The organism is Streptomyces tauricus, assembly GCF_014650955.1.
Lineage (GTDB): Bacteria > Actinomycetota > Actinomycetes > Streptomycetales > Streptomycetaceae > Streptomyces > Streptomyces tauricus.
The window spans coordinates 256,551-277,571 of sequence record NZ_BMVY01000003.1 but is presented as its reverse complement, the minus strand read 5'-3'; the positions used below and the strand labels follow the sequence as shown (position 1 = coordinate 277,571).

19 protein-coding genes and 1 tRNA gene are annotated in these 21,021 nt (G+C 71.1%); 4 read left to right on the top strand and 16 right to left on the bottom strand.

The features are described from left to right. The first annotated feature begins 162 nt into the window (after positions 1-162). Positions 163-1,359, top strand: a complete 1,197-nt coding sequence (locus IE278_RS08310) for a TerD family protein (RefSeq protein ID WP_189770512.1) — start codon at positions 163-165, stop codon at positions 1,357-1,359. Between the two features lie 254 nt (positions 1,360-1,613). Here the strand turns inward: IE278_RS08310 and IE278_RS08305 are convergent, their stop codons facing one another. The 3 genes from IE278_RS08305 to IE278_RS08295 form a co-directional block, all read right to left on the bottom strand. Next, positions 1,614-3,221 carry a TROVE domain-containing protein gene (locus IE278_RS08305; protein WP_189770281.1) on the bottom strand — a complete coding sequence of 536 codons (1,608 nt, stop codon included), beginning with the start codon at positions 3,219-3,221 and terminating at the stop codon, positions 1,614-1,616. A gap of 366 nt (positions 3,222-3,587) precedes the next feature. Then, a tRNA-Met gene (locus tag IE278_RS08300) sits at positions 3,588-3,657 on the bottom strand. Between the two features lie 105 nt (positions 3,658-3,762). Next, positions 3,763-5,250: an alkaline phosphatase PhoX gene (locus IE278_RS08295; protein ID WP_189770279.1), complete on the bottom strand. Its 1,488-nt coding sequence runs from the start codon at positions 5,248-5,250 to the stop codon at positions 3,763-3,765. 240 nt (positions 5,251-5,490) lie between these two features. Here IE278_RS08295 and IE278_RS08290 point away from each other — a divergent pair, with 240 nt between their 5' ends. Further along, entirely contained in the window at positions 5,491-5,727 is a 237-nt protein-coding gene (locus IE278_RS08290) for a hypothetical protein (protein ID WP_189770278.1), read from the top strand. Between the two features lie 180 nt (positions 5,728-5,907). On the opposite strand, the gene IE278_RS08285 is transcribed toward IE278_RS08290, so the two are convergent. Next, entirely contained in the window at positions 5,908-7,365 is a 1,458-nt protein-coding gene (locus tag IE278_RS08285; RefSeq protein ID WP_189770277.1) for a hypothetical protein, read from the bottom strand. Between the two features lie 356 nt (positions 7,366-7,721). Between IE278_RS08285 and IE278_RS08280 the strand changes: the two genes are divergently transcribed. After that, positions 7,722-9,554, top strand: coding sequence for a DUF8508 domain-containing protein (locus tag IE278_RS08280; protein WP_189770276.1), 1,833 nt, complete (start codon positions 7,722-7,724; stop codon positions 9,552-9,554). A gap of 110 nt (positions 9,555-9,664) precedes the next feature. On the opposite strand, the gene IE278_RS08275 is transcribed toward IE278_RS08280, so the two are convergent. The 7 genes from IE278_RS08275 to IE278_RS08245 all read right to left on the bottom strand — a co-directional run bounded on the left by IE278_RS08275 (position 9,665) and on the right by IE278_RS08245 (position 15,723). Beyond that, positions 9,665-10,648, bottom strand: coding sequence for an Lrp/AsnC family transcriptional regulator (locus IE278_RS08275; protein ID WP_246570140.1), 984 nt, complete (start codon positions 10,646-10,648; stop codon positions 9,665-9,667). Positions 10,649-11,027: 379 nt separating this feature from the next. After that, a complete protein-coding gene (locus IE278_RS08270; protein WP_189770511.1) occupies positions 11,028-12,635 on the bottom strand; it encodes a DHA2 family efflux MFS transporter permease subunit in 1,608 nt (535 codons plus the stop codon). Between the two features lie 302 nt (positions 12,636-12,937). After that, on the bottom strand, positions 12,938-13,639 hold the full coding sequence (locus IE278_RS08265) for an antibiotic biosynthesis monooxygenase (protein WP_189770274.1): 702 nt from the start codon (positions 13,637-13,639) through the stop codon (positions 12,938-12,940). A 275-nt stretch (positions 13,640-13,914) separates the two neighbouring features. Further along, positions 13,915-14,412 (bottom strand): DUF3618 domain-containing protein, encoded by a 498-nt coding sequence (locus IE278_RS08260; protein ID WP_189770273.1) that lies wholly within the window; start codon positions 14,410-14,412, stop codon positions 13,915-13,917. Then, a complete protein-coding gene (locus IE278_RS08255) occupies positions 14,409-14,822 on the bottom strand; it encodes a phage holin family protein (protein ID WP_189770272.1) in 414 nt (137 codons plus the stop codon). Before IE278_RS08255 ends, IE278_RS08260 begins: the two co-directional genes overlap by 4 nt. A 56-nt stretch (positions 14,823-14,878) precedes the next feature. Continuing rightward, a complete protein-coding gene (locus IE278_RS08250; protein ID WP_189770270.1) occupies positions 14,879-15,559 on the bottom strand; it encodes a hypothetical protein in 681 nt (226 codons plus the stop codon). Beyond that, positions 15,556-15,723 (bottom strand): hypothetical protein, encoded by a 168-nt coding sequence (locus IE278_RS08245; RefSeq protein WP_189770268.1) that lies wholly within the window; start codon positions 15,721-15,723, stop codon positions 15,556-15,558. Before IE278_RS08245 ends, IE278_RS08250 begins: the two co-directional genes overlap by 4 nt. Before the next feature lie 175 nt (positions 15,724-15,898). On the opposite strand from IE278_RS08245, the gene dapA reads away from it, so the two are divergent. Beyond that, positions 15,899-16,831 (top strand): 4-hydroxy-tetrahydrodipicolinate synthase, encoded by a 933-nt coding sequence (gene dapA, locus IE278_RS08240; RefSeq protein ID WP_189770266.1) that lies wholly within the window; start codon positions 15,899-15,901, stop codon positions 16,829-16,831. On the opposite strand, the gene IE278_RS08235 is transcribed toward dapA, so the two are convergent. The 5 genes from IE278_RS08235 to IE278_RS08215 all read right to left on the bottom strand — a co-directional run bounded on the left by IE278_RS08235 (position 16,832) and on the right by IE278_RS08215 (position 21,009). After that, positions 16,832-18,046 carry a WD40 repeat domain-containing protein gene (locus tag IE278_RS08235; protein ID WP_189770264.1) on the bottom strand — a complete coding sequence of 405 codons (1,215 nt, stop codon included), beginning with the start codon at positions 18,044-18,046 and terminating at the stop codon, positions 16,832-16,834. After that, on the bottom strand, positions 18,043-18,621 hold the full coding sequence (locus tag IE278_RS08230) for a SigE family RNA polymerase sigma factor (RefSeq protein ID WP_189770509.1): 579 nt from the start codon (positions 18,619-18,621) through the stop codon (positions 18,043-18,045). The genes IE278_RS08235 and IE278_RS08230 overlap by 4 nt, the downstream gene beginning before the upstream one ends. A 481-nt stretch (positions 18,622-19,102) precedes the next feature. Then, positions 19,103-20,095, bottom strand: a complete 993-nt coding sequence (gene dapD / locus IE278_RS08225; RefSeq protein WP_189770262.1) for a 2,3,4,5-tetrahydropyridine-2,6-dicarboxylate N-succinyltransferase — start codon at positions 20,093-20,095, stop codon at positions 19,103-19,105. Positions 20,096-20,149: 54 nt separating this feature from the next. Next, positions 20,150-20,689 (bottom strand): TetR/AcrR family transcriptional regulator, encoded by a 540-nt coding sequence (locus IE278_RS08220; protein WP_189770260.1) that lies wholly within the window; start codon positions 20,687-20,689, stop codon positions 20,150-20,152. Further along, positions 20,689-21,009, bottom strand: coding sequence for a DMT family transporter (locus IE278_RS08215; RefSeq protein ID WP_189770258.1), 321 nt, complete (start codon positions 21,007-21,009; stop codon positions 20,689-20,691). The genes IE278_RS08220 and IE278_RS08215 overlap by 1 nt, the downstream gene beginning before the upstream one ends. Positions 21,010-21,021: the final 12 nt, after the last annotated feature.

The following is a 21,021-nucleotide window of genomic DNA, read 5'->3' as shown; positions in this document are numbered from 1 at the left end:
CGCCCCCTCTCCCCCGTTGCGCAGTTCCCCGCGCCCCTAGGTACCTAGGGGCGCGGGGAACTGCGCAATCCTTTGCCCCCGCCCCCCTGACCCGGTCGGCCGATTACCCGCTTGGTAAGGGAACGGCAAAGCCGGTCCGCTCGTTCACCCGGCATGACAGCTATGACCCCCGGCTCGAACATCCCTCTCCCCGTCACCCGCGTGACGGTGGACGTCGCCGCCCCGGTGCGGCTCGACGTATCGGGCCTGCTGCTCACCGCCGACGGCAAGGTGCGCTCCGACGACGACTTCATCTTCTACAACCAGCCGTCCGGCCAGGGCGTGACGTACCGCTCCGGCGGCGGCACCTCCCCCGACTCGATCACGGTCGACACGACAGCCGTGCCCCAGGGCATCGAGAAGATCGTCGTCACCGCTAGCCCGGACGCGGCGGGCCAGTCGTTCCAGGGCATCGAGCCGACGGCGACGATCCGCAACGCGGACGACGGCTCCGTGCTGGCCTCCTTCACCCCGCCCCAGCTCGGCACCGAGACGGCCCTGGTCATCGTCGAGGTCTACCTGCGCAACGGCGCGTGGAAGGCCCGCGCGGTCGGCCAGGGATACGCGAACGGCCTGGCGGGCATCGCCACCGACTTCGGCGTCACGGTGGAGGAGCCGGCCGCCCCGGCCCCGGTGGCGGCCCCCGCCCCCACGCTACAGACGCCCCCGGCACCCCCGGTCACCGCACCGGCGGCCCCGCCCGCACCCCCGGCGCCCCCGGCAGCCCCCGCCCCGGGCACCGGCAAGATCAACCTCGACAAGGGCCGGGTGAACCTCCAGAAGAACCAGACCGTATCGCTCACCAAGGGCGGCAGCCCGTTCCTCTCCCAGGTGAAGATGGGCCTGGGCTGGGAGCCGGCGTACCGGGGCAAGGACATCGACCTCGACGCCTCCGTGATCGCCTACGGCCCGCAGCGCAACCACATCGACAGCTGCTACTTCGGCAAGCTCTCGATCGTGAACGGCGCGATCAAGCACTCCGGTGACAACCTCACGGGCGAGGGCGGCGGTGACGACGAGGTGATCGTCGTGGACCTCGGCCGGCTCCCCCAGGAGGTCACGGGCCTGGTCTTCACGGTGAACTCCTTCTCGGGCCAGAAGTTCACCGAGGTGGCCAAGGCCTACTGCCGTCTCCTGGACGCCGCCACGGGCGAGGAGCTGGTCCGCTTCGACCTCACCACCGCGGAGCCCCAGACCGGCGTGATGATGGCCAAGCTGATCAAGCAGTTCTCCGGCGAGTGGGAGATGACGGCGCTGGGCAACTTCGTCAAGTCCCGCACGGTCCGAGGCATGGTAAAGCCCTCAGCCCAGGCGCTCTGACCAGCCCTCACCCCCCGAAACCCCCGGGGCGCCCCCACCCGACAACGGCGGGGGCGCCCCGTTCAGAATCCCCCTCAGCAGCGGCACCCGCCGACGCGACCGGGGGCGGGGCCGTGCCGGTGTGTCACGTTCGCGGCACACGGCTCCCGCTGGAAACGTCCACCCGTGGAAACTCAGGGCCGTGCGCACGGGAGGCCGCGGACGGACATACCGGCACGGCCCCGCCCCCACCCCCACCGGACGTACGCGTCCCGTCACCCCACCCAGGGCCAGTCGGCATCCCGAGCGGACTCAAGCAGCGGAACCATCCGGAAAGCCGCATCCGACAGCCCCCCGAACACATGCCGGTTCCCAGCCCCGGCCCCGCGCCCAGCCCCGCTCCCCGACGCCGCATGCCCCGCCCGATACCCCGCGAGATTCCACGTGTACACGGGCACATGCGCCGGAACCTGCTCGGTCGGATCCCCGTAATGGCTGTACGAGGCCTGCTCGTCCGTGACGATGAGCACCCGGTCGTGCTTCTTGTAGTGCTTGCGCACCGCCTCACTCGTGTTGGTACCCCCGAGGTCACCGAACCGCCCCAACACCTTCAGCACCGACTCGCCCTTGCGGAACTTCACGGTGCCGCTACCCGTGCCGAACTCCACGAGATCGGCCTCCTCGGCCCGCAGCGCGAGCGCCGCACCGAAGATCGCCGCCGCGTCGGCCCGGTTGAGCTCCGAGCGGTCGGACATCCGCGAGTGGAACATCGACCCGGACCGGTCGACGAGCACGAGCGTCCGCCCGCCCAGCGCCGGCACGTTGGCCAGCGAATGCCCGAGCGCCTGCTCCAGCGGATAGGCCCACCGCAGCGAGGGCGCGTGCTGGTAGGCGGCGAGGTACCGGAACGGAAACTGCCGGGACCGGGCGACCTCAGCAGGGTCACTGAGCTTCGCGGCCACCCGCCGCGCCACCTCGTCCGAGACCCCGGCCTCATCGAAGTTCCGCAGATTCCGCACCAACGCCATGGCCCCCATGGACGGAATGACGGCCTCCCAGGCAGCGGCGTCCATCGGCCCCTGCAGCCACCCGGCCAGCGCCTCCCAGGTCATCCCGGCCTCCGCGAGCCGCGCGGCACCGCCCTCGGACGTCACGACCCCCCGCCGCTCCCCCACCGGCACGGCCATCAGCGCACGGTGCGCGGTGAGGACACGGCTGGACGCGGGTGGCACAGCCGTGTCCGGGTTGTGCCGCCGGTCGAGCGCGTACCGGAACAGCTCGCCCTGCCACGGCTTCTCCGGATCCGGCGAAGCGTGCACGAGATTGAGAACGTCCCCGAAGCGATACCCCTTGGACGCGGTGTCGTACTTCAGCAGCGACCGGCCGCCGTAGAGCCGCCGCACCGCGTCCGCGATACCGCGCTTCACGGGCTTGGGCACGGCCCGCCCGTACCGCGAGGTCCAGTACGCGAGCAGCTCACCCGGCTCGTCCGGGCGGCGCAGCACGGAGGCGACGACCTGCCGGTTCGCCGGACCGTCCGTGGCGCCCGCGTCGAGGCGCGCCTTGACGTACTCGGCGGCGCCCACGATCGACGCGGTCCGCATGTTGCCCTCGCCGCGCAGCCAGTCGAGCAGTCCGGCCGTCCACGACGGGTCCGCGACGGCGAGCTGCCGTACGAGCGCGGCGAACCGGTCGTCGCGCGCCTCGCCGCTCTCGTAGAAGGTCTTCTGCGCGACGAAGTTGGCGATCGACAGCAGGAAGAGCTCGGAACGCGGATCCCGCTCGACGCCCCGCCCGCCCTCGTGGGTCCGCAGCACACGCCCTGTGGAGGTGACACGCGAAGTGCCCTTGGCCTTCGCCGTCTTGGTGTTGAACCGCGCCATGATGAATTCCCCCGAATTCTCGGATGTTCCGGAGGGAGGCGCAGCAAATGGAGCGTGCCCGAGTTCAGGGGTCGGCGGCGGACTTGTTCGGATGCTCTACCGAATTGAGCTACACCGGCTCGAAGCCGATGACGGGACTTGAACCCGCAACCCTCTGATCCCATGAAGTAACCGCTGCCTGCGCACCGGGCACACACCATCTGCTGCGCCTCCCGAGATCAAGTCGGCTGCGGCGTGGATTCTTTGAGAGAGAAGTAGCCGCAGCCATCGCACCGGGAGGTGCATTGAATTGTGGGTGTCCAGAGTTCAAGGCCGGCGGAACCGACGTAGGTGCTCTAACCCCTGAGCTACACCGGCGCGTTGTGCCGGTGACGGGACTCGAACCCGCGGCCGCCCCATTATGAGTGGAAGTAGGTCCTGCCTTCGCACCTGGACGTTGTCCACTGTAGGAGGCGTGCCACGGGCCGGGCGAACGATTAAATACCCAAGTCGCTCAACGCTTCACGCTCGCGGTGAATGTGTCGCTTTCGGCGAACGTATGTCAGCGCCGCTTCTGCCGCTTCCAGGGCCCCTTGACGGCCACCATGATGCCCGGCTCCTGAATGTTGGCGTACAGGGTCTTTCCGTCGGGCGAGAAGGTGACGCCGGTGAACTCGCTGAACTCGGGCTCGTCCTCGGTGCCGATGTTCAGGTCGTTGCGCGCGATGGGATACGTACGGCCGCTGTCCGTCGCACCGAAGAGATGTGAGACACCCTCACCGTCCTCGGCTATGACGAGACCGCCGTACGGGGACACGGTGATGTTGTCGGGCCCGTCGAAGGCACCGTCCTTGGCCGGGTCGGGGTTCACGCCGAGCAGCACCTTGAGGGTGAGCGTGCGCCGCTTGGGGTCGTAGAACCACACCTGCCCGTCGTGCCGCACGGGACTCTCGTCGCGGGCGTACGACGAGACGATGTACGCGCCGCCGTCACCCCACCACATGCCTTCGAGCTTGCGGGCGCGGGTGACCTCGCCGGTGTCGAACTGCTCGCGCACCGGAACGGTCTTCCCGTCCCGGTCGGGCACGTCGACCCAGTCGACCCCGTACACCGTGCCGATCTTCGTGGCGCGGGACAGGTCGTCGACGTAACGGCCGCCGGAGTCATAGCACTTGGGCGCCTGGAGCACACCCGCGTCGTCGGCGAGGGTACGGAACTTGCCGCGGCCGTGGGTGAAGCCGTGCGGGGGCTTCCAGCGGAAGAACAGGCCGTTGGGCTCGGAGTCGTCCTCGGTGAGGTAGGCGTGGCCGCGCTTCGGGTCGATGACGACGGCCTCGTGGTCGTACCGGCCGAAGAACTTCAGGGGCTTGGGGTCGCGGTTGGCCCGGCGGTCGATCGGGTCGACCTCGAAGACGTAACCGTGGTCCTTGGCCATGCCGTTCTCGCCGGCCCGGTCGGAGTTCTCCTCACAGGTGAGCCAGGTGCCCCATGGGGTGCTGCCGCCCGCGCAGTTGGTGGAGGTGCCCGCGATACCGACCCACTCGGCGACCGCCCCGCCGGGACGCACCTCGACGACCGTGCAGCCACCGGAGGCGGCCGGGTCGTAGACGAGGCCCTCGGTCAGCGGCACCGGGTACTTCCAGTTGGCGCGCGGGCCCTTCAGCTCGTGGTTGTTGACGAGGAGGGTCGTGCCGCGCGGGCCGTCGAACGTGGCCGTGCCGTCGTGGTTGGAGGGGGTGTACTCGCCCGACTCCAGCTTGGTCTTCCCGCTGTACGTGACGACGCGGTAGGAGAACCCGGCGGGCAGCGCGAGGACGCCCTTGGGGTCGGGCAGCAGCGGCCCGTACCCGACGGCTCCGCCGTGCCGGTCGGCGTCGTGCCCGTGTCCGTCCCCGCCCTCCTCACCGTAGGAGTCGTCCCCCGCGGTCTCGGTGTCCGTGGACGCGAGGGCGCCGGGCGCGGTGGCGAGTGTGCCGACGCTGCCGATCAGGGCGACACCGGCACCGGTGACCGCGGATCGTCTGGCGAAGTCCCTGCGGGTGAGCGACATGCTGTCTCCTGTGGCGGTGGCGGGCCCGGCTGTCGGCCACACGGTCCCGCCCGTGACTTAACGCCGGTTGAACGCCGCCCGACATTCCAGGTCCCCCTTGCGTGAACGCGCCCCGATCCGTCCCTGTGGATCACCCGCACCCCATACGGCCCATCAGTCCTGGCGTCCGAACTGTTGCCCGGAATAATCTCGACACACAGGGACCGGCACGAGATCACGACCCATGGGAGGCGAGGCGAAGTGGACGCACGTCAGGCACGCCATCTCCATGAGGAGCGGTTGCTGGGGCTGGCCAATGTGAGCGGGGTCGGCACCGGGCGTGACGAGGAGTCCGGCGAGGACGTCATCGTCGTCTTCGTGACGCGGAAGCTCCCTCGGGACGGACTCCGCCCCGAGGACACGATCCCGGACACCCTGGAGGGCATCCCGGTAAGGGTCCTCTCCATGGACGACCCCGAAACCCCACCCGCCCCCTGACCCAAACGCTTCCTCGCCCCCCCCTGGGGCTGCGCCCCAGACCCCCTGTCGCGCTCCGCGCTCGTCCCCAAACGCCGGACGGGCCAGATATAGCCCCTCCGGCGTTTGAGGAGCGGGGGTTCGGGGGCCGGCCCCCGAGTACGTGACGGGACGGGTAGGGGCGGCGGGGGCGAGACCCCCCTACCCCCCTTGCTGCGACCGCGCCTTGAACGCGGCCTTCCGCGCCTCCTTCGCCACCCGCTTGTCGGGATGCAACCGCCCCATCGCCTCCAGCACATCCGGCGTAGCAGGATGCTCCACCCGCCAAGCCGCCGCGAAGAACGACCCGTGCTGCGCCGCAAGCCCCTCCACCAGCGCCTGCAACTCCTCCGAGTTCCCCTCGGCGGCGAGCTGCGCGGCAATCGTGTCGACGGTCAGCCAGAAGACCATCTCCTCGGACGGCGCGGGCACGTCCGGCACCCCCCGCTCGGCGAGCCAGACCCGCGCGAGCCCGCCCAGCTCGGCGTCGTCGAGCACCTCGTGCAGCGCGGGCGCGGCCGCCGTGCCGACGAGGGACAGCGCCTGCTGGCAGCGCAGCCGCCGCAGCGGCGCCCCCGCGTCGGCCCCACGCGCGGCGGCGAGCAACTCCCGCGCGGCTGCGAGGGGTTCGCGCCGGGCGAGCCACTGCTCGGTCTCCGCCTGCGCGGCCATGGGCGGGAACGCGGACGTGCTGTCGAGGAGTACGTCGGCGCCCTTGTCCGCGAGGTCGCCCACGGCGGGCGCCGCGAACCCGGCCTCCAGGAGCCGCGCCCTGATGCCGTACACCCCGAGCGGGGTGAGCCGCACCATCCCGTACCGGGAGACATCCGTATCGTCCACGGCACCGGCACCGGCACCGGCACCACCGGACGAGACCCCAGGTTCCTCCCCCGCATCGGCCATCAGCGCCTCGTCGACCGGCTGGAAGTCGACGAGCCCCACCGGCTCCAGCGCCCGGAACTGGTCGTCGAGCCGCATCATCGCGTCCGACACCTGCTCCAGGACGTCGTTGGTGGGCTCCCCCATGTCGTCCGGCACGATCATCGACGCGGCGAGCGCGGGCAGCGGTACCGGACCGTCGCCGGGCCCGTCCTCGCTGGCGGTCAGCAGATAGAGGTTGCCGAGGACCCCGTCGAGGAACTCGGCCTCGGCCTCGGGGTCCCAGTCCAGCGCGGAGAAGTCGATCTCGCCGCCCTCGTCCATGGCCTCCACGAGGTCGTCGAGGTCGGGCACGCTCGCGTCGGCCAGGACCGTCTCCAGGGCGCCGAGCCACAGCCCCAGTACGTCCTGCGGTGCTCCGGACAGGACGAGGGTCAGATCGGCGCCGGCGGCGACCGTGCCCTCCTCCTCGTCCACGACCGCGACGAGCCCGGTGTCCACGGCCACCCGCCAGGCCTCACTGGCGTACGCCGCGGCGTCATCGCCGTCGAGCCCCAGCTCAGCGGCGGCGGGCGCCAGCTGTTCCTCGACGAGTTCGCCTCCGGCGCCGACCCGGGTGTCGGGGCCGGCCCAGCGGGCGAGCCGCACGGCACGCGAGAGGAGCGGCGTGGCGAGCGCGTCCCGCGCGAGCTCCGCTTCGGAGTGCAGACGCACCGGCGGCAAGGGGGAGCTGTCTGACATCGGCTGGTTCTCCTAGGACGAACGTCGGACGTCGATCTCGTGTCTCGGCGCCCGTCTGGACGCACTACGCGTATCCGGCGCCCGTCCGGACGCACGACGCGGTGTCCCGGGGCCGCCCGGGAGAACACCCTCCGGCCGCCCGGAAACACGACCTCAGCCTAGACGGATTTGGGCCCATGCCGCCCGGTTCATGAACCTGTCAGAAGTGTTAAGCCAGGAAACCTTGACAAGTGCCCTGACCAGACACGAGATTGACGCGCGTAGATCTCACTCACGCCCCACCCTCGTTCCGCACTTCGCCCCACCCTTGCCCCACCCTCGTCCCGGCGCCCACGCACGTCCCCGGAGGGATTTCGTTGCCGAGCAAGTCTTCCGCACGCATCGCCGCGCTCACTGTCGCCGCCGTCTGTTCCACGGTCTCGTCGGTGGTCGTCACGTCGCCCGCCCACGCGGACACCGTGGCCGTCCACGACATCCAGGGCTCCACCCGGACGTCCCCGCTCGCGGGCCGGCAGGTCACGGATGTGGCCGGCGTCGTCACGGGCGTACGGACCTACGGTTCGTCCCGCGGTTTCTGGATCCAGGGCCCGTCGGCGGACGCCGACCCGGCCACCAGTGAGGGCGTGTTCGTCTTCACCAGCTCCACGCCGAAGGTGGCCGTCGGCGACTCGGTCACCGTCTCGGGCACGGTCACGGAGTTCGTGCCGGGCGGTGCCTCGACCGGCAACCAGTCGGTCACCGAGATCACCCGTCCGACGGTCACGGTCGTGTCGAGCGGCAACGCGCTGCCCGCGGCCGCCGTCGTCGACAGCCGTTCCGTACCCGCCGCGTACACGCCCGAGGGCGACACCGCGGCCGGTGGCTCGGTCAACGGTCTCACCCTGCGGCCGAAGAAGTACGCCCTGGACTTCTACGAGTCCCTGGAGGGCATGAACGTCGCGATCGGCTCGTCGCGCGTGGTCACCGCGACCGACCCGTACTCCGAGCTGTGGGTGACGGTCAAGCCGCACGAGAACCCGAACCGACGCGGCGGCACCGTCTACGGCTCGTACTCCGCGCAGAACACCGGCCGGCTGCAGATCCAGTCGCTGATACCGACCGCCACGCAGCCGTTCCCGACGGCGAACGTCGGCGACACCCTGAAGGGCACCACCGAGGGCCCGCTCGACTACAACCAGTTCGGCGGCTACACGCTGACCGCCCGCACCATCGGCACGGTCGAGGCCGGCGGCCTGGCGCGTGAGACGACCCGCAAGCAGTCGCGCTCCGAGCTGGCGGTCGCCACGTACAACGTCGAGAACCTGGACCCGACGGACGCCACGTTCGCCGATCACGCGGCCGCCATCGTGGACCACCTTCAGTCGCCCGACATCGTGTCCCTGGAGGAGATCCAGGACAACAACGGCGCGACGAACGACGGCACGGTCGCCGCCGACCTGACGATGAAGAAGCTGACGGACGCGATCGTCGCCGCCGGCGGACCGGCCTACGAGTGGCGGTCCATCGACCCGGTGGACCTCGCGGACGGCGGCGAGCCGGGCGGCAACATCCGTCAGGCGTTCCTCTACAACCCGGCCCGGGTCTCCTTCGTCGACCGCGCGGGCGGCGACGCCACCACCGCCGTCGGGGTCACGAAGGTGCGCGGCAAGGCACAGCTGACGGCCTCTCCCGGCCGTATCGACCCGGCGAACGCGGCCTGGACGAACAGCCGCAAGCCGCTCGCGGGCGAGTTCACCTTCCGCGGCGAGAGCGTCTTCGTGATCGCGAACCACTTCGCGTCGAAGGGCGGCGACCAGTCGCTGCACTCGCAGTTCCAGCCGCCGGTGCGCAGCTCGGAGACGCAGCGCCACCTCCAGGCGACCGCGGTGAACGCCTTCGTCAAGGACATCCTGGCGAAGCAGAAGAACGCGGACGTCGTCACGCTCGGCGACATCAACGACTTCGAGTTCTCGACGACGACGAAGCTCCTGGAGGCCGACGGCGCCCTCTGGTCGGCCGTCAAGTCCCTGCCGAGGAGCGAGCGTTACAGCTACGACTACCAGGGCAACAGCCAGGTCCTCGACCAGATCCTGATCAGCCCGTCGATCCGCAAGGGCGGCGACTTCACCTACGACAGCGTGCACATCAACTCGGAGTTCTCCGACCAGATCAGCGACCACGACCCGCAGGTGCTGCGCTTCCGTCCGTAGCCGCTTCGGTCCCGTCCGAAGTCACCGCGGCCGTACGCCGCCGAGCCCGGCCCCGATGTCAGGGGGGCCGGGCTCGGTCGTGTCCGCACCGGGCGCGGGACAGCGGGCTGTCAGCGGGCGGGTTCGTAGGAGAGCTGTTTGATCTGGCGCAGGGTGAGGACGGTCTCCACGGCCTGGACCCCGTCGAGGACCCCGATCCGCTCGCTCAGGTACGTGTACAGGGCGCCGGTGTCGCGGCACAGGACGGCGGCGACGATGTTGGCCTGGCCGGTGACGGCCGCGGCGAAGCCCACCTCGGGATGCCCCGCCAGAGCGCGTCCGACGCGGTCGAGGGCGGAGGGGGCCACCGTGAGCCAGAGCATCGCGTCGGTGGTGTGACCCAGGGGCGCGTAGTCGTTCTGTACGTCGAAGTAGAGGACCCCGCAGGCACGCAGCCGGTCCAGCCGCCGTTTGACGGCCGACTCGGTCTGCCCGGTGCTCTTCTGGAGTTCGGTGAGCGGAGTCCTGCCGTCGCGGCGGAGCACGGCGAGCAGTGCCTCGTCCGCCGCGTCGAGGGTGACGGGGTCGCTGGACGTCCCTACGGGCGACGGGGTCAGCGCGGCCTCCTCCTCGGGGTCGAGGGCCCGCAGCTTGTTGAGCCAGCCGAGCGGGCCGCCGTAGAAGGAGTGCAGCAGGCAGTGCGCGCTGACCGAGATGACGCGCGGGGTGCGCGGCAGCCGGTCGAAGAGCAGCTCGTCCCGTTCCTGGCTCGATCGTGGCTTCATCGCGCACATCAGCTCGGTGCCCCCCGAGAACAGCCCGATGTACGAGGTGTCGGGGCGCCGGGCCAGGGCGGCGGCCAGTTGTTCCGCCGCGTCGGGCGTGCAGCGCAGCCGGACGACCCAGCTCTGCCTTCCGAGCCGGCTCTCGTCGGTCATGCCGAGTACGCGCAGGCCGGCCGTGGTGCGCAGGCGCCGGTAACGCCGCGCGATGGTCTGGTCCGAGACGCCGAGCACCTCGGCGAGCTGGCTGTACGCCGCACGGCCGTCCAGCTGGAGCGCCTGCAGCAGCTTCAGATCGAGCGGATCGAGGGGGTCGTTCGTACGGGACTCCACGGCGCGCTCCCGCTCTTGTCGACGAGGACCGACACGGACGACGGACTCCCGGCTACGGACGATCATCGTATCGAGACCCCGAAGACGACGCCCGGGGCGCCGGACGGGCCCGTGTGCCTGGGCCTCGTGTGCCGGGGCTCCATGTGTCTGGGCTCCATGTGTCTGGGGCCCCACGTGTCTGGGCCCCACGTGTCTGGGCCCCATATGCCCGGGCCCCATGTGGCCGGGGCACATATGCCGGGAGCCCCTCGCGACGGAGGGCGAGCAGTGAGGCCCGGGCCCAGGAGTGTGTTCCTGGGCCCGGGCCTCGCACCGGCGCCCATCCCGTCCCCACGGAGGGCACCCGGTAAGACGCCGGATCACCGCAGGGGGTTCATCGTCACCGGCGGTCGAATTCCGGCTCGGGCACCACGGCCCCGCCCCGCGGAGGCACCTCGCCACCGCCGACCCCGGCACCGGCACCGGCACCGGCAGTGACGCCAGCAGCGCCGCCGGACCCGGCCGTCACCGTCGACGCCCGCCGAGGGGAGCGCAGCAGCACGGCCGCGACCACCGCCGCGAGCAGCGTCAGCAGCGCGGAGACGATCAGGCACAGGTGGAGGCCGTCGAGGAAGGACTCGGACAGCGCACCCAGGGCGCGCCCCTGGGCCGGGCCCAGGTCCATCCCGGCGACCGCGCCCAGTCCGCCCTCGTCCACCGCCGAGACGACACTCTGCCGCTGGGCCCCCGTCAGGCCCGCCTCGGCGAGGTGCCCGGACAGGGAGTCGGTGGCCCGGCTGGTCAGCAGGGCGCCCAGGACGGCGGGGCCGAGGGCGCCGCCGACCTGCCGGAAGGCGTTGTTCCCGGCGGCGGCCATGCCCGCCAGGTGGTGCGGTACGGAGGCGACCGCGGTGGCGGTCATGGGCGTGATGACCAGTCCCATGCCGAGGCCCAGCAGCGCCAGCCGCCAGACCAGCGAGACGTACGAGGTGTCGGCGTCGATCGTGGTCAGGGACAGCAGGGCGCCCGCGCTGACGAGCAGCCCGCCGGTGATCAGGAGACGTGCGGACACCCGGTGCATCAGACGGCCGACCGGCGCTCCCACCAGGATGGCCATGAGGCTGACCGTCACCAGCCGGGCGCCCGCCTCCAGGGTGGTGAGCTGCTGGACCATGCCGAAGTAGAGGCTGAGGGCGAAGAAGAACCCGATCAGGCCCAGGAAGCTGATCATGGCGACCAGGGTGGTGGCGCTGAAGGCCGCGCTGCGGAACAGGTTCAGGTCGAGCATCGGGCTGTCGCTGCGCCGCTCCACCATGACGAAGGCGACCCCGGAGACGACGGCCGTGAAGAGCGCCACCAGCACCTTGGCGTCCGTGAAGGACTCGGCGCCGCCCTCGATGACCCCGTAGACGAGTGCGGTGATCGCGAGCGCGGCGGTGAGCTGGCCGGGCCAGTCCAGCCGGCGCGACCCGGCAGCGCGGGAGTCGGACAGCAGCCGGGCCGCGAAGACCATGGCGACGAGCGAGGCGGGGACCGCCAGCAGGTAGATCCACCGCCAGGCGAAGTGTTCGAGGACGACCCCGGCGATGATCGGGCCGAGGGCCAGGGCCGACAGCAGGGACATCGCCCACAGGCCGATGAACTTGCCGCGCTCCCGGTGGTCGGGGACGACATGGCTGATCAGCGCGAGGGTCGTGGGCAGCAGGGCCGCCGCGCCCACGCCCGCGAGGGCCTGGCCGACCCAGAGGACCTCGATCGATTGGGCGGACAGGGCCGTGGCCGCGCCCGCGGCACAGAAGGCCAGGCCCGCCTGGAAGACCTTCTTGCGGCCGTGGACGTCACCGACGACACCGGCGGTGAGGATGAGGGCGGCCATGGGAAGGACGAACGCGTCGGAGACCCAAGCGAGTTGGGCGGTCGACGCATGCAGCGCCCGCTGGATGGCCGGCAGGCTCACCGAGACAGTGGTCACCGGCAGATAGGCGACGAACACGCCCACACAGGCCATGACGAGCGTGGCCGCCCGCCGGCTCTGCGGGACGCTCTCGGTAGTTGTGACGTTCACGGAACTCTCCCCCTCGCGGCGTCACACGCCGCGGTCGGCTGTTTCAGCGCCCACTTTCAGCCGCGCCACCGAGGTGGGGCCAGCCAGGCCCCCGGTATCCCGGAAATCCGACACCGATCCCACACCCGAGAGGGATTTCCGACCCACCCGACCCCGACAACGGGACCCACCAGGGCCCCGACGGGCCCTCGAGGGGCGCGGGGAACGGCGCACCCAGCCCCACCGGCCCCGCGGTGCGACACCGCTCACGCCGGCACAAGCCCCAGCGCATAGCTGTACCGGTTCACTGTGGCCCCCTTCAGCCCCGGATACGTCTGCACGCGCTCCCACTCCGGCGTGCGCGACCCCACGCCACCACCCGGCGCCGCCATCGCCTCGATGTGGGCCTCGGCGCTCTCCCACTCGGCGTAGTTGATGACCTTCGTGCCGTCGGTGCTCAGGTGGAAGTGGGCGGAGATCCCGCCGGGATGCGGTTCCGGCTCGCTCTCCAGGGCCTCGAACACCGCGTCCACCCAGGCCCGTTGCCGCTCGGGGTCCGCTCCTTCGAACTCGACCTCGACGATCACGAGGCAACCGGGCACCCGTGTCTCCGAGGGCCGGACAGCGCTGCGACAGCGCCGGTAGCGGTCGAGTCCGACCCGTTCGATGCCGGGCACGGCCACGTCGATCTCGTCCACCCGCTCCTGCCGGTGGACCTTCACGAAGGCCTCGTAGTCCTGCTCGCTGCGCCACTGCGACTGGTGCAGCAGGGTGCTGCCGTCGTTCCCGGTGTGCACGTAGTACCCGAGCAGCCCCTCGGCCGGCCACGGCCGCTTCTCCCAGGTGGCGGCGATCGCCTCGACCGTCGCCCGTTGCCGGTCGGGGGTCCCCACCCGCCAGGTGCTGAAGAACGGGGCTCCGACCTCGGGACGGGCCGGGTCAGGGTGTTCATCGGTACGACGGGTCATCACAATCTCCGGTGGTCGCTGCTCAACGCCTGCGACACCCACCCTCCGACCTCAACCAAACTTCAGGTCAAGCCCGTTCATCAGTTACCAGATACGCATCAGGGACCAGGGACCAGGGACCAGGGACGGGACCAGGGACCAGGTCAGAAGTTCGGCACATGGACGAGCGGCGGAACCGATAGATCCGGCTCCGCCGCTCGCTGTGATCCTCCCGCGCACCCGCGTGCCTCGCGCGCCCCGGCCCGCTCCGCCCGGCTCCGCCCGGTTCCGCCCGCTCAGCGGTGGCCGTTGTGACGCCGCCGCAGCAGTCCGGCCGCGACCACCACCCCGGCCCCGGCGATCAGTACGGGCTTGGGGTTGCGCCGTCCGGCCTGGACGACGGCGGTCGCGGCGTCGCGCACCGGCTGAGGCACCCGTTCCTGGACCGCGTGACCGGCCCAGGACGCCTTCTCCTGCACGACGTGTCCGGCCTCGGTGGCCTTCTCCTGCACGACGTGGCCCGCTTCGGTGGCCTTCTCCTGCACGACATGGCCGGCCTGTACCGCCTTGCCCTGGACGGTGTGGCCCGCATCGGACGCCTTGCCCTTCAGTTCGGCGCCCCGGGCCTTCGCCCGGCCCTTCACATCGGCCTTCGCGGCCAGCTCCTCCACGGTGTCGCCGAGCTGACTGCGGGTCTCCTCGATCTGGCGTCGCAGTTCCTCCGGCCCCTCGGCACCGGCGGCGGGCTTGTCCGAGGCCCCGCCGATCTCGACCGGCTCGTTCGTGTCCTTCATCGGTGGGCCCTTTCCTTGATCTCGTCGACGTCGGCCCGAACGCTGTCGAGCGTTTCCTCGGGCATCGGAGGGGTGGCGCGGCCGAGCTGCGTACGGCCGGTCTTCGCCAGTACGGCCGCGACCAGGAAGAGCACGGCTGTGACGATGAGTGCCGCCGCCCACACGGGCAGCACCAGGGAGAGTGCGGCGGCGCCGGTCGCCGCGAGGGCCATCAGCCCCACGTAGGCGACGGCACCGGCCGCGCCGAGCAGCCCGCCGCCGCGCCCCGCGCGCCGCCCCTTCTCGGTCAGCTCCTGTTTGGCGAGCCGCACTTCCTGTCGTACGAGTTCGGAAAGCTGTTCTGTGGCCTGCCCGACGAGTTCACCCACCGAGTGGTGCTCGTCCGGCCGCCGGTCCGTGGTCCCGGTCATGGCGTTCCGCCTCCTTTCGTCCGGGGGGAACGCCCGGGTACCCGGCTGCGCCGCGACTACCCCTTCCCGGAGCCCCGCTCACCGAGCCGGGCCAGCTGGCTCTGGAACCAGTCGAGCCGGGCCTGCAGAAGCGCGGCCTCGGCGACGAGCTCGGAGACGCCCGGCCCTTCGGGCAGACCGGCTCCGGCGGGCTCCACGGCCCCACCACCGGCCCGTACGCGCAGCCCCTCGCCGCCCAGCCGGGCGAAGGTCGCCAGGGACACGGCCGTACGCCGTCGTACGCATCCGGCGCAGGAGGCCGCCAGCCCTCGCCAGCCGGGCCTGCCCCAGCCGGCGTCGGCCAGCGCGACGGCGACCGCGCCGCACGCGCAGGGTCCGACCGTGGCGGTGCGCACCCGCTGCCGCGCGTAGCGGAATCCGAGTTCGAAGCGGATGTACGCGCCGAGGACCGTCACGTCGAGGAGCACGGCGGACCGGTGCTCGGCCGTGCACAGCATCGCCTCGGCGGCCGTGCGGTCGTGCACGCAGTGGAAGCCGCAGTCGCAGCGGCGGTGCGGCGCCCGGTGCCGCAGCCCGTAGACGCAGTGCGCCTCGTCGAGGACCCCGTACGGCAGCGCGCCGCCCAGCGAGACACCGGTGAACCCGGCCCGGCCGCCGTCCTGGGACAGCATCGGGTGGGCGATCTTGAATCCGGTCGGCGGCTCCGCCGGTCGTTCCTCGGGGAGCCGCACCCTCATCGCGCGACCGGAACCTCGTCGACCACGCGCGCCGCCCGCTCGGCCGCCTCGGTCTTCCCGGCCTCCGCGGCCTCATCGCCCCTCTCGCCGAGCAGCGTTTCCTCGTCCGTCACACGCGGTCGTTCCTCCGCGACTCCGGTGGCGAGCGCCTTGCCGAGCCTCATAACGCCTCCCGTGACCGATCATCACCGATATCACCGACTGCCGTCCCCGTCATGGTGACGCAAACCGCGGCGGGTGCCTAGGGTGCCCCTGAGCACCAACCCAGTAGCATCCCTTACCTATACGACATAGAAGAATTAAGTGGAACTTCCCCGTCGGCGGCCCGAGACTACGGCCATGACCCCAAGCTCACCCCCGTCTCCCCGCTCCCACCCTCTCCCCCGCCCCCGCCCTTTCGGCCGGGCGCTGTGCGCGATGGTCACCCCTTTCACCGAGGAGGGACTGCTGGACCTGGACGGCGCCCAGCGGCTGGCCGAGCGGCTGGTCTCGGAAGGCTGCGACGGGCTGGTCCTGTCCGGGACCACCGGGGAGTCACCGACGACGACGGACGCCGAGAAGTCCGCGCTGGTGCGAGCGGTGGCCGAGGCCGTCGGAGACAGCGCCGCGATCGTCGCGGGCATCGGCACCGCCGACACCCGCCACTGCGTCCAGCTCGCACTGGAGGCCGAAAAGGCGGGCGCGGACGGCCTGTTGGTCGTCACGCCCTACTACAGCAGGCCTCCACAGGACGCCGTCGAGGCCCACTTCCGGACGATCGCTGACGCCGGCGCACTACCGCTCGCGCTGTACGACATCCCGGGCCGCACCGGTACCCGTATCGAGCCGGAGACGATGCTGCGGCTCGCGGAGCACCCGCGGATCGTGGCGGTGAAGGACTGCGCCTACGACCTGCTCGGCACGCAGAAGGTACTGGCCGCAACGGAGTTGGCGTACTACACGGGCTGCGACGAGTACGTACTGGCGCTGTACGCGATCGGCGGAGCCGGATACATCAGCACGGTGGCGAATGTGACCCCACGTCACCTCCGCTCCGTCCTCCACGCGTTCGACGCGGGCGACACGGACGAGGCGGCCCGCCTCATGCAACTCACCATCCCTCTCACGGAGTTGATGATGGCGTCCGGGCTGCCGGGCACGGTGACGACGAAGGCGCTGCTGGGTGCGCTGGGACTGCCGGCCGGCCCGGTGAGGGCACCGCTGCAGCCCGCCGGCCGGGAGACGACCGACGGACTGCTGACCGCGTACGAGCGACTGACGGCAGCGGCCTGATCAGCGTTCGGCGAAGATCGGCTCCCAGCGCCCGGCCGCACCGTCGTTCCCCTGACGGAACCCGCTCAGCGGAACGGTCTTCTTGTTGCCGATCGTCACGAGCACGAGCCGGTTGTGGAACTCGTTGGCCCCGGGCGTGATGTCCCAGGCGATGAGCCGCTTGTTGTCGGCCCAGGCGAGCAGTTGCTGACCGGGAATCGTGAAGAGCCGCTCGCCGGTGTACGGATCGTTGATCGCGGAGGCGGTCGTCCTGGCGCCGCCCGCGAAGTCGCCCGCGGCGAGCTTGCCGTTCGGGGACAGGCCCGCGTCGACGAACCAGTGCAGGTACTTCTCGTTCGCCGGCTTGTCGACCTCCTTGCCCTCGAAGTCGTAGTACTGCATATGGGGTTCCGAGGTGAGCCCGGAGTAGACCAGCTTGCCGTCCGCGCTGAAGGCGAAGTCCTGACGGACGTTGAGGTCCTCCTCGTTGCCCGTGACCCTGCTCCAGGAGCCGTCACCCGAGTCGACGTCGAGAACGTAGAAGCCGGTCCGTTCCGACTGGCCGAACCGCGCCTCCCAGTCGTTCTTCTTGCCGTCCCCGTCACTGTCGTAGTCCGCCCGGTACCGCAGGTCGGGGTTCTTGCTGTACGTCGTCGCGACGAGCTTGCCGCCGTCGGGCGAGAAGCTGACCCCCGCGACGGCACGGTCGACGGTGATCCACCGCTCGACCTCGCCGGTCAGCAGGTTGAGCAGCCCGATCCGCTTGGTGGGCAGGCCCTTCTCCAGGACGGCCGCGGTACGCATGCCGGGGGCGACATCGAGGAAGGACCACTTGGTGGTCTTCACGTACTTTCCGGTCTTCTGGTCGAGGAGCCTGTAGGTACGCAGGTAGAGGCCCCGGTCCGGGGTCTCCTCCACCGTGGCGGACGTGAAGTAGGCGGCCATCGCGACGTCGCCCGCCGCGATGAGGTCGCGCGGCGGCGTCTGGTCCGGGTGGGCGATGATGTCGCTCCGGTTCATCTGGCTGGCGAGCCGCGGCTCGTCCCTGCCGTTCAGGACCGGCACCGCCACTCCCACGGCGACCGCGAACACCGTGGCCACCGCGGCGCCGGCCAGCGTTCGGGTCCGGCGGCGCCGCCGGACGGCGAGCACCCGGTCGGTGAAGCCCGCCGGGACGGACACCGTGTCCGCTGCGGTCTCACGGAGCGTGTCGCGCACGAGTTCGTCGACGTTCACGGACGTACCTCCACGGGCGAGAAGTCGCGGGACGGGCTCTGTTCGGCGTCGGCCGGACCGAGGGCGGTCAACTCCGGTGCGAGCACGCGCAGTTTGGCGAGCGAGCGGTGGGTCGTGGACCGCACCGTGCCGACCGAGCAGCCGAGGATCCGGGCCACGTCGGCCTCCGGCAGGTCCTCGAAGTACCGCAGGACGAGCACGGTCCGCTGCCGGGAGGTGAGCCGCGCGAGCGCTCCGCGCATCAGGATCCGCAGCTCGGTCGCGGAGGCGGCGTCCGTGCCGCCCGCCGTGCCGCCCGCTCCGTCCGCCGTCTCGGGCGGCTCGGCGACGGTCAGCTCCCGCCGGCGCCACTTCAGCCGCCAGCGGCTCACCTGCTGCCGGTACAGGATCTGGCGTACGTACGCCTCCGGCTCGTCGATCCGGTGCCATCGGCCGGCGGCCTTGATCAACGCGTTCTGCAGCAGGTCCTCCGCCGCGTGGCGGTCGCCGCCGCTGAGCAGCACGGCGGTCTTCAGCAGCGCCGTCGACCTGTTCTCCACGAACTCCCTGAACGCCTCATGCCCCTGGGCATCCATCGTCACCGCCTCTTCCCCGCGGGCATCGCCCCCGCTCCCACCCGTATGGACGCCTCCCGAAACCCCCCGCTATGCCGCCCCCAACACCCAATTTCCCACCCACTCCTGAGGCGCGGGCCCAAAAGACTGCGCAGTTCCCCGCGCTCCTAGGGATTGGGCTCACCCAAGCCGATCACGCAACCCCGATGAGGGCTCCCGCACAGCCCCCCACACCCCGGCTGCTCCAGGGGCACGGGGGGCGCAATCCTCTACCCCAGCCCCCGCCGACCCCAGGGGCGCGAGGAACGGCGCAATCTTCTACCCCAGCCCCCACCAACCCGCACAACCACCCCCCCCACCCCCGCCCACCCCAGGGGCGCGGGGAACGGCGCAATCTCTTAGCCCCGCCCCCACCAACCCGCAGCCGAAAACAAAGAGCGCCCTCCCGCACAGCGCAGCGCCGCGCAGCGGAAGGACGCTCGTGTCAAAGCCTCGGACGAGCTCAGTTATGGCTGTGAAGGATCTCGTTCAGCCCACCCCACACCGCATTGTTCGGCCGAGCCTCCACCTTCCCCGTGACCGAGTTCCGCCGGAACAGGATGTTCGACGCCCCGGACAGCTCACGGGCCTTGACGATCTGCCCGTCGGGCATCGTCACCCGCGTACCGGCGGTGACGTACAGCCCGGCCTCCACCACACACTCGTCCCCGAGGGCGATCCCGACCCCCGCCTCCGCCCCCACGAGGCACCGCTCCCCGATCGTGATGCGGACGTTGCCGCCCCCCGACAGCGTCCCCATCGTGGACGCGCCCCCACCGATGTCCGAGCCGTCACCGATCACGACACCGGCGGAGATGCGCCCTTCGACCATCGAGGTGCCGAGCGTCCCGGCGTTGAAGTTCACGAAGCCCTCGTGCATGACCGTGGTGCCCTCGGCGAGGTGCGCCCCGAGGCGCACCCGGTCGGCGTCGGCGATACGGACGCCCTTCGGCGCCACGTAGTCCGTCATGCGCGGGAACTTGTCGATGGACGTCACGGCCAGGTGCAACCCCTCGGCGCGGGCGTTCAGCCGGACCTTCTCCACGTCGTCCACGGCCACCGGCCCGAGCGAGGTCCAGGCGACGTTGGCGAGATGGGCGAACAGGCCGTCCAGGCTCTGCCCGTGCGGCCGCACCAGCCGGTGCGAGAGCAGGTGCAGACGCAGGTACGCGTCGTGCGCGTCGACCGGCTTCTCGTCGAGCGAGGCGATGACCGTGCGGACCGCGACCACCTCGACACCCCGGCGGGCGTCCGGGCCGATCGCTTTCACGGCACCTTCGCCGAGGAGTTCCACGGCGCGTTCGACGGGCAGCCGCTCGGAGCCGGAGGGGCCGGGTTCGGCGACCAGTTCGGGGGCCGGGAACCAGGTGTCGAGGACGGTGCCGTCGGTGGCGATCGTGGCGAGCCCGGCGGCGACGGCGCCGGTGGTGGTGCGTGTAGCAGTCGTGTCGGTCATGGCAGAAACCTAACTTGGGGGACCCCGCCCGAGCCAACCAGCGCACCCGCCGTCTCAGGTACCGGCCACCCGCGCCAGTACCTCCCGCGCGTACTCCTCGTCGTACGGCGCCCCCGTCAGCAGTACCTGCAGACAGATGCCGTCGATCAGCGCGACCAGCGCCCGCGCGGTGACCGGGTCGGTACGGCGGGCGAGGAGGTCGGCGAAGTCCCGGCCGCACTCGTCGGCGACGGGCCGCAGGACGGGCCGGCGCAGGGCGGCGAGGTACAGCTCGTACTCCACCTCGACCCCCGTGCGGTCGTCCGTGAGCCATTCCCCGACGAGTCCGGCCAGTTCGGTGGCGAGGTCGGTGCCGCAGCCGAGCAGGGCCTCGCGCGCGGCGACCGTCTTCGCGAAGCCCTCGTTCGCCTGGCGCAGCGTCGCGACCAGCAGCTCGTCGAGGGTCTTGAAGTGGTACGTCGTCGAGCCGAGCGGTACGTCCGCCTCGGCCGCGACCGAGCGATGGCTCAGCCCCTCGATGCCCTTGGCCGCCACGACCCGCAGCGCCGCGTCGATGATCCGCTGCCGCCGCTCGGGATCGTAACGCCGGGCCATCAGTGCGCCCCGCTCAGGTTCAGCACCACGACCCCGCCGATGATCAGCGCGACACCGGCGAACTTGGTGAAGCTCAGCCCCTCACCGAGGAACACCACCCCGATCACCACGATGGCCGCCGTGCCGAGCCCGGCCCAGATCGCGTACGCCGTGCCGACGGACACCGTCTTGAGCGTCTGCGCGAGCAGCAGGAAGGCGACGACGTAGCCGAGGGCGGTCAGCACGGAGGGCCAGAGCCTGCTGAAGCCGTCGCTGTACTTCATGGCGGTCGTGGCGGCCACTTCCGCGGCGATGGCTCCGGCGAGCAGTACGTATCCCATGTGTACGAGTGT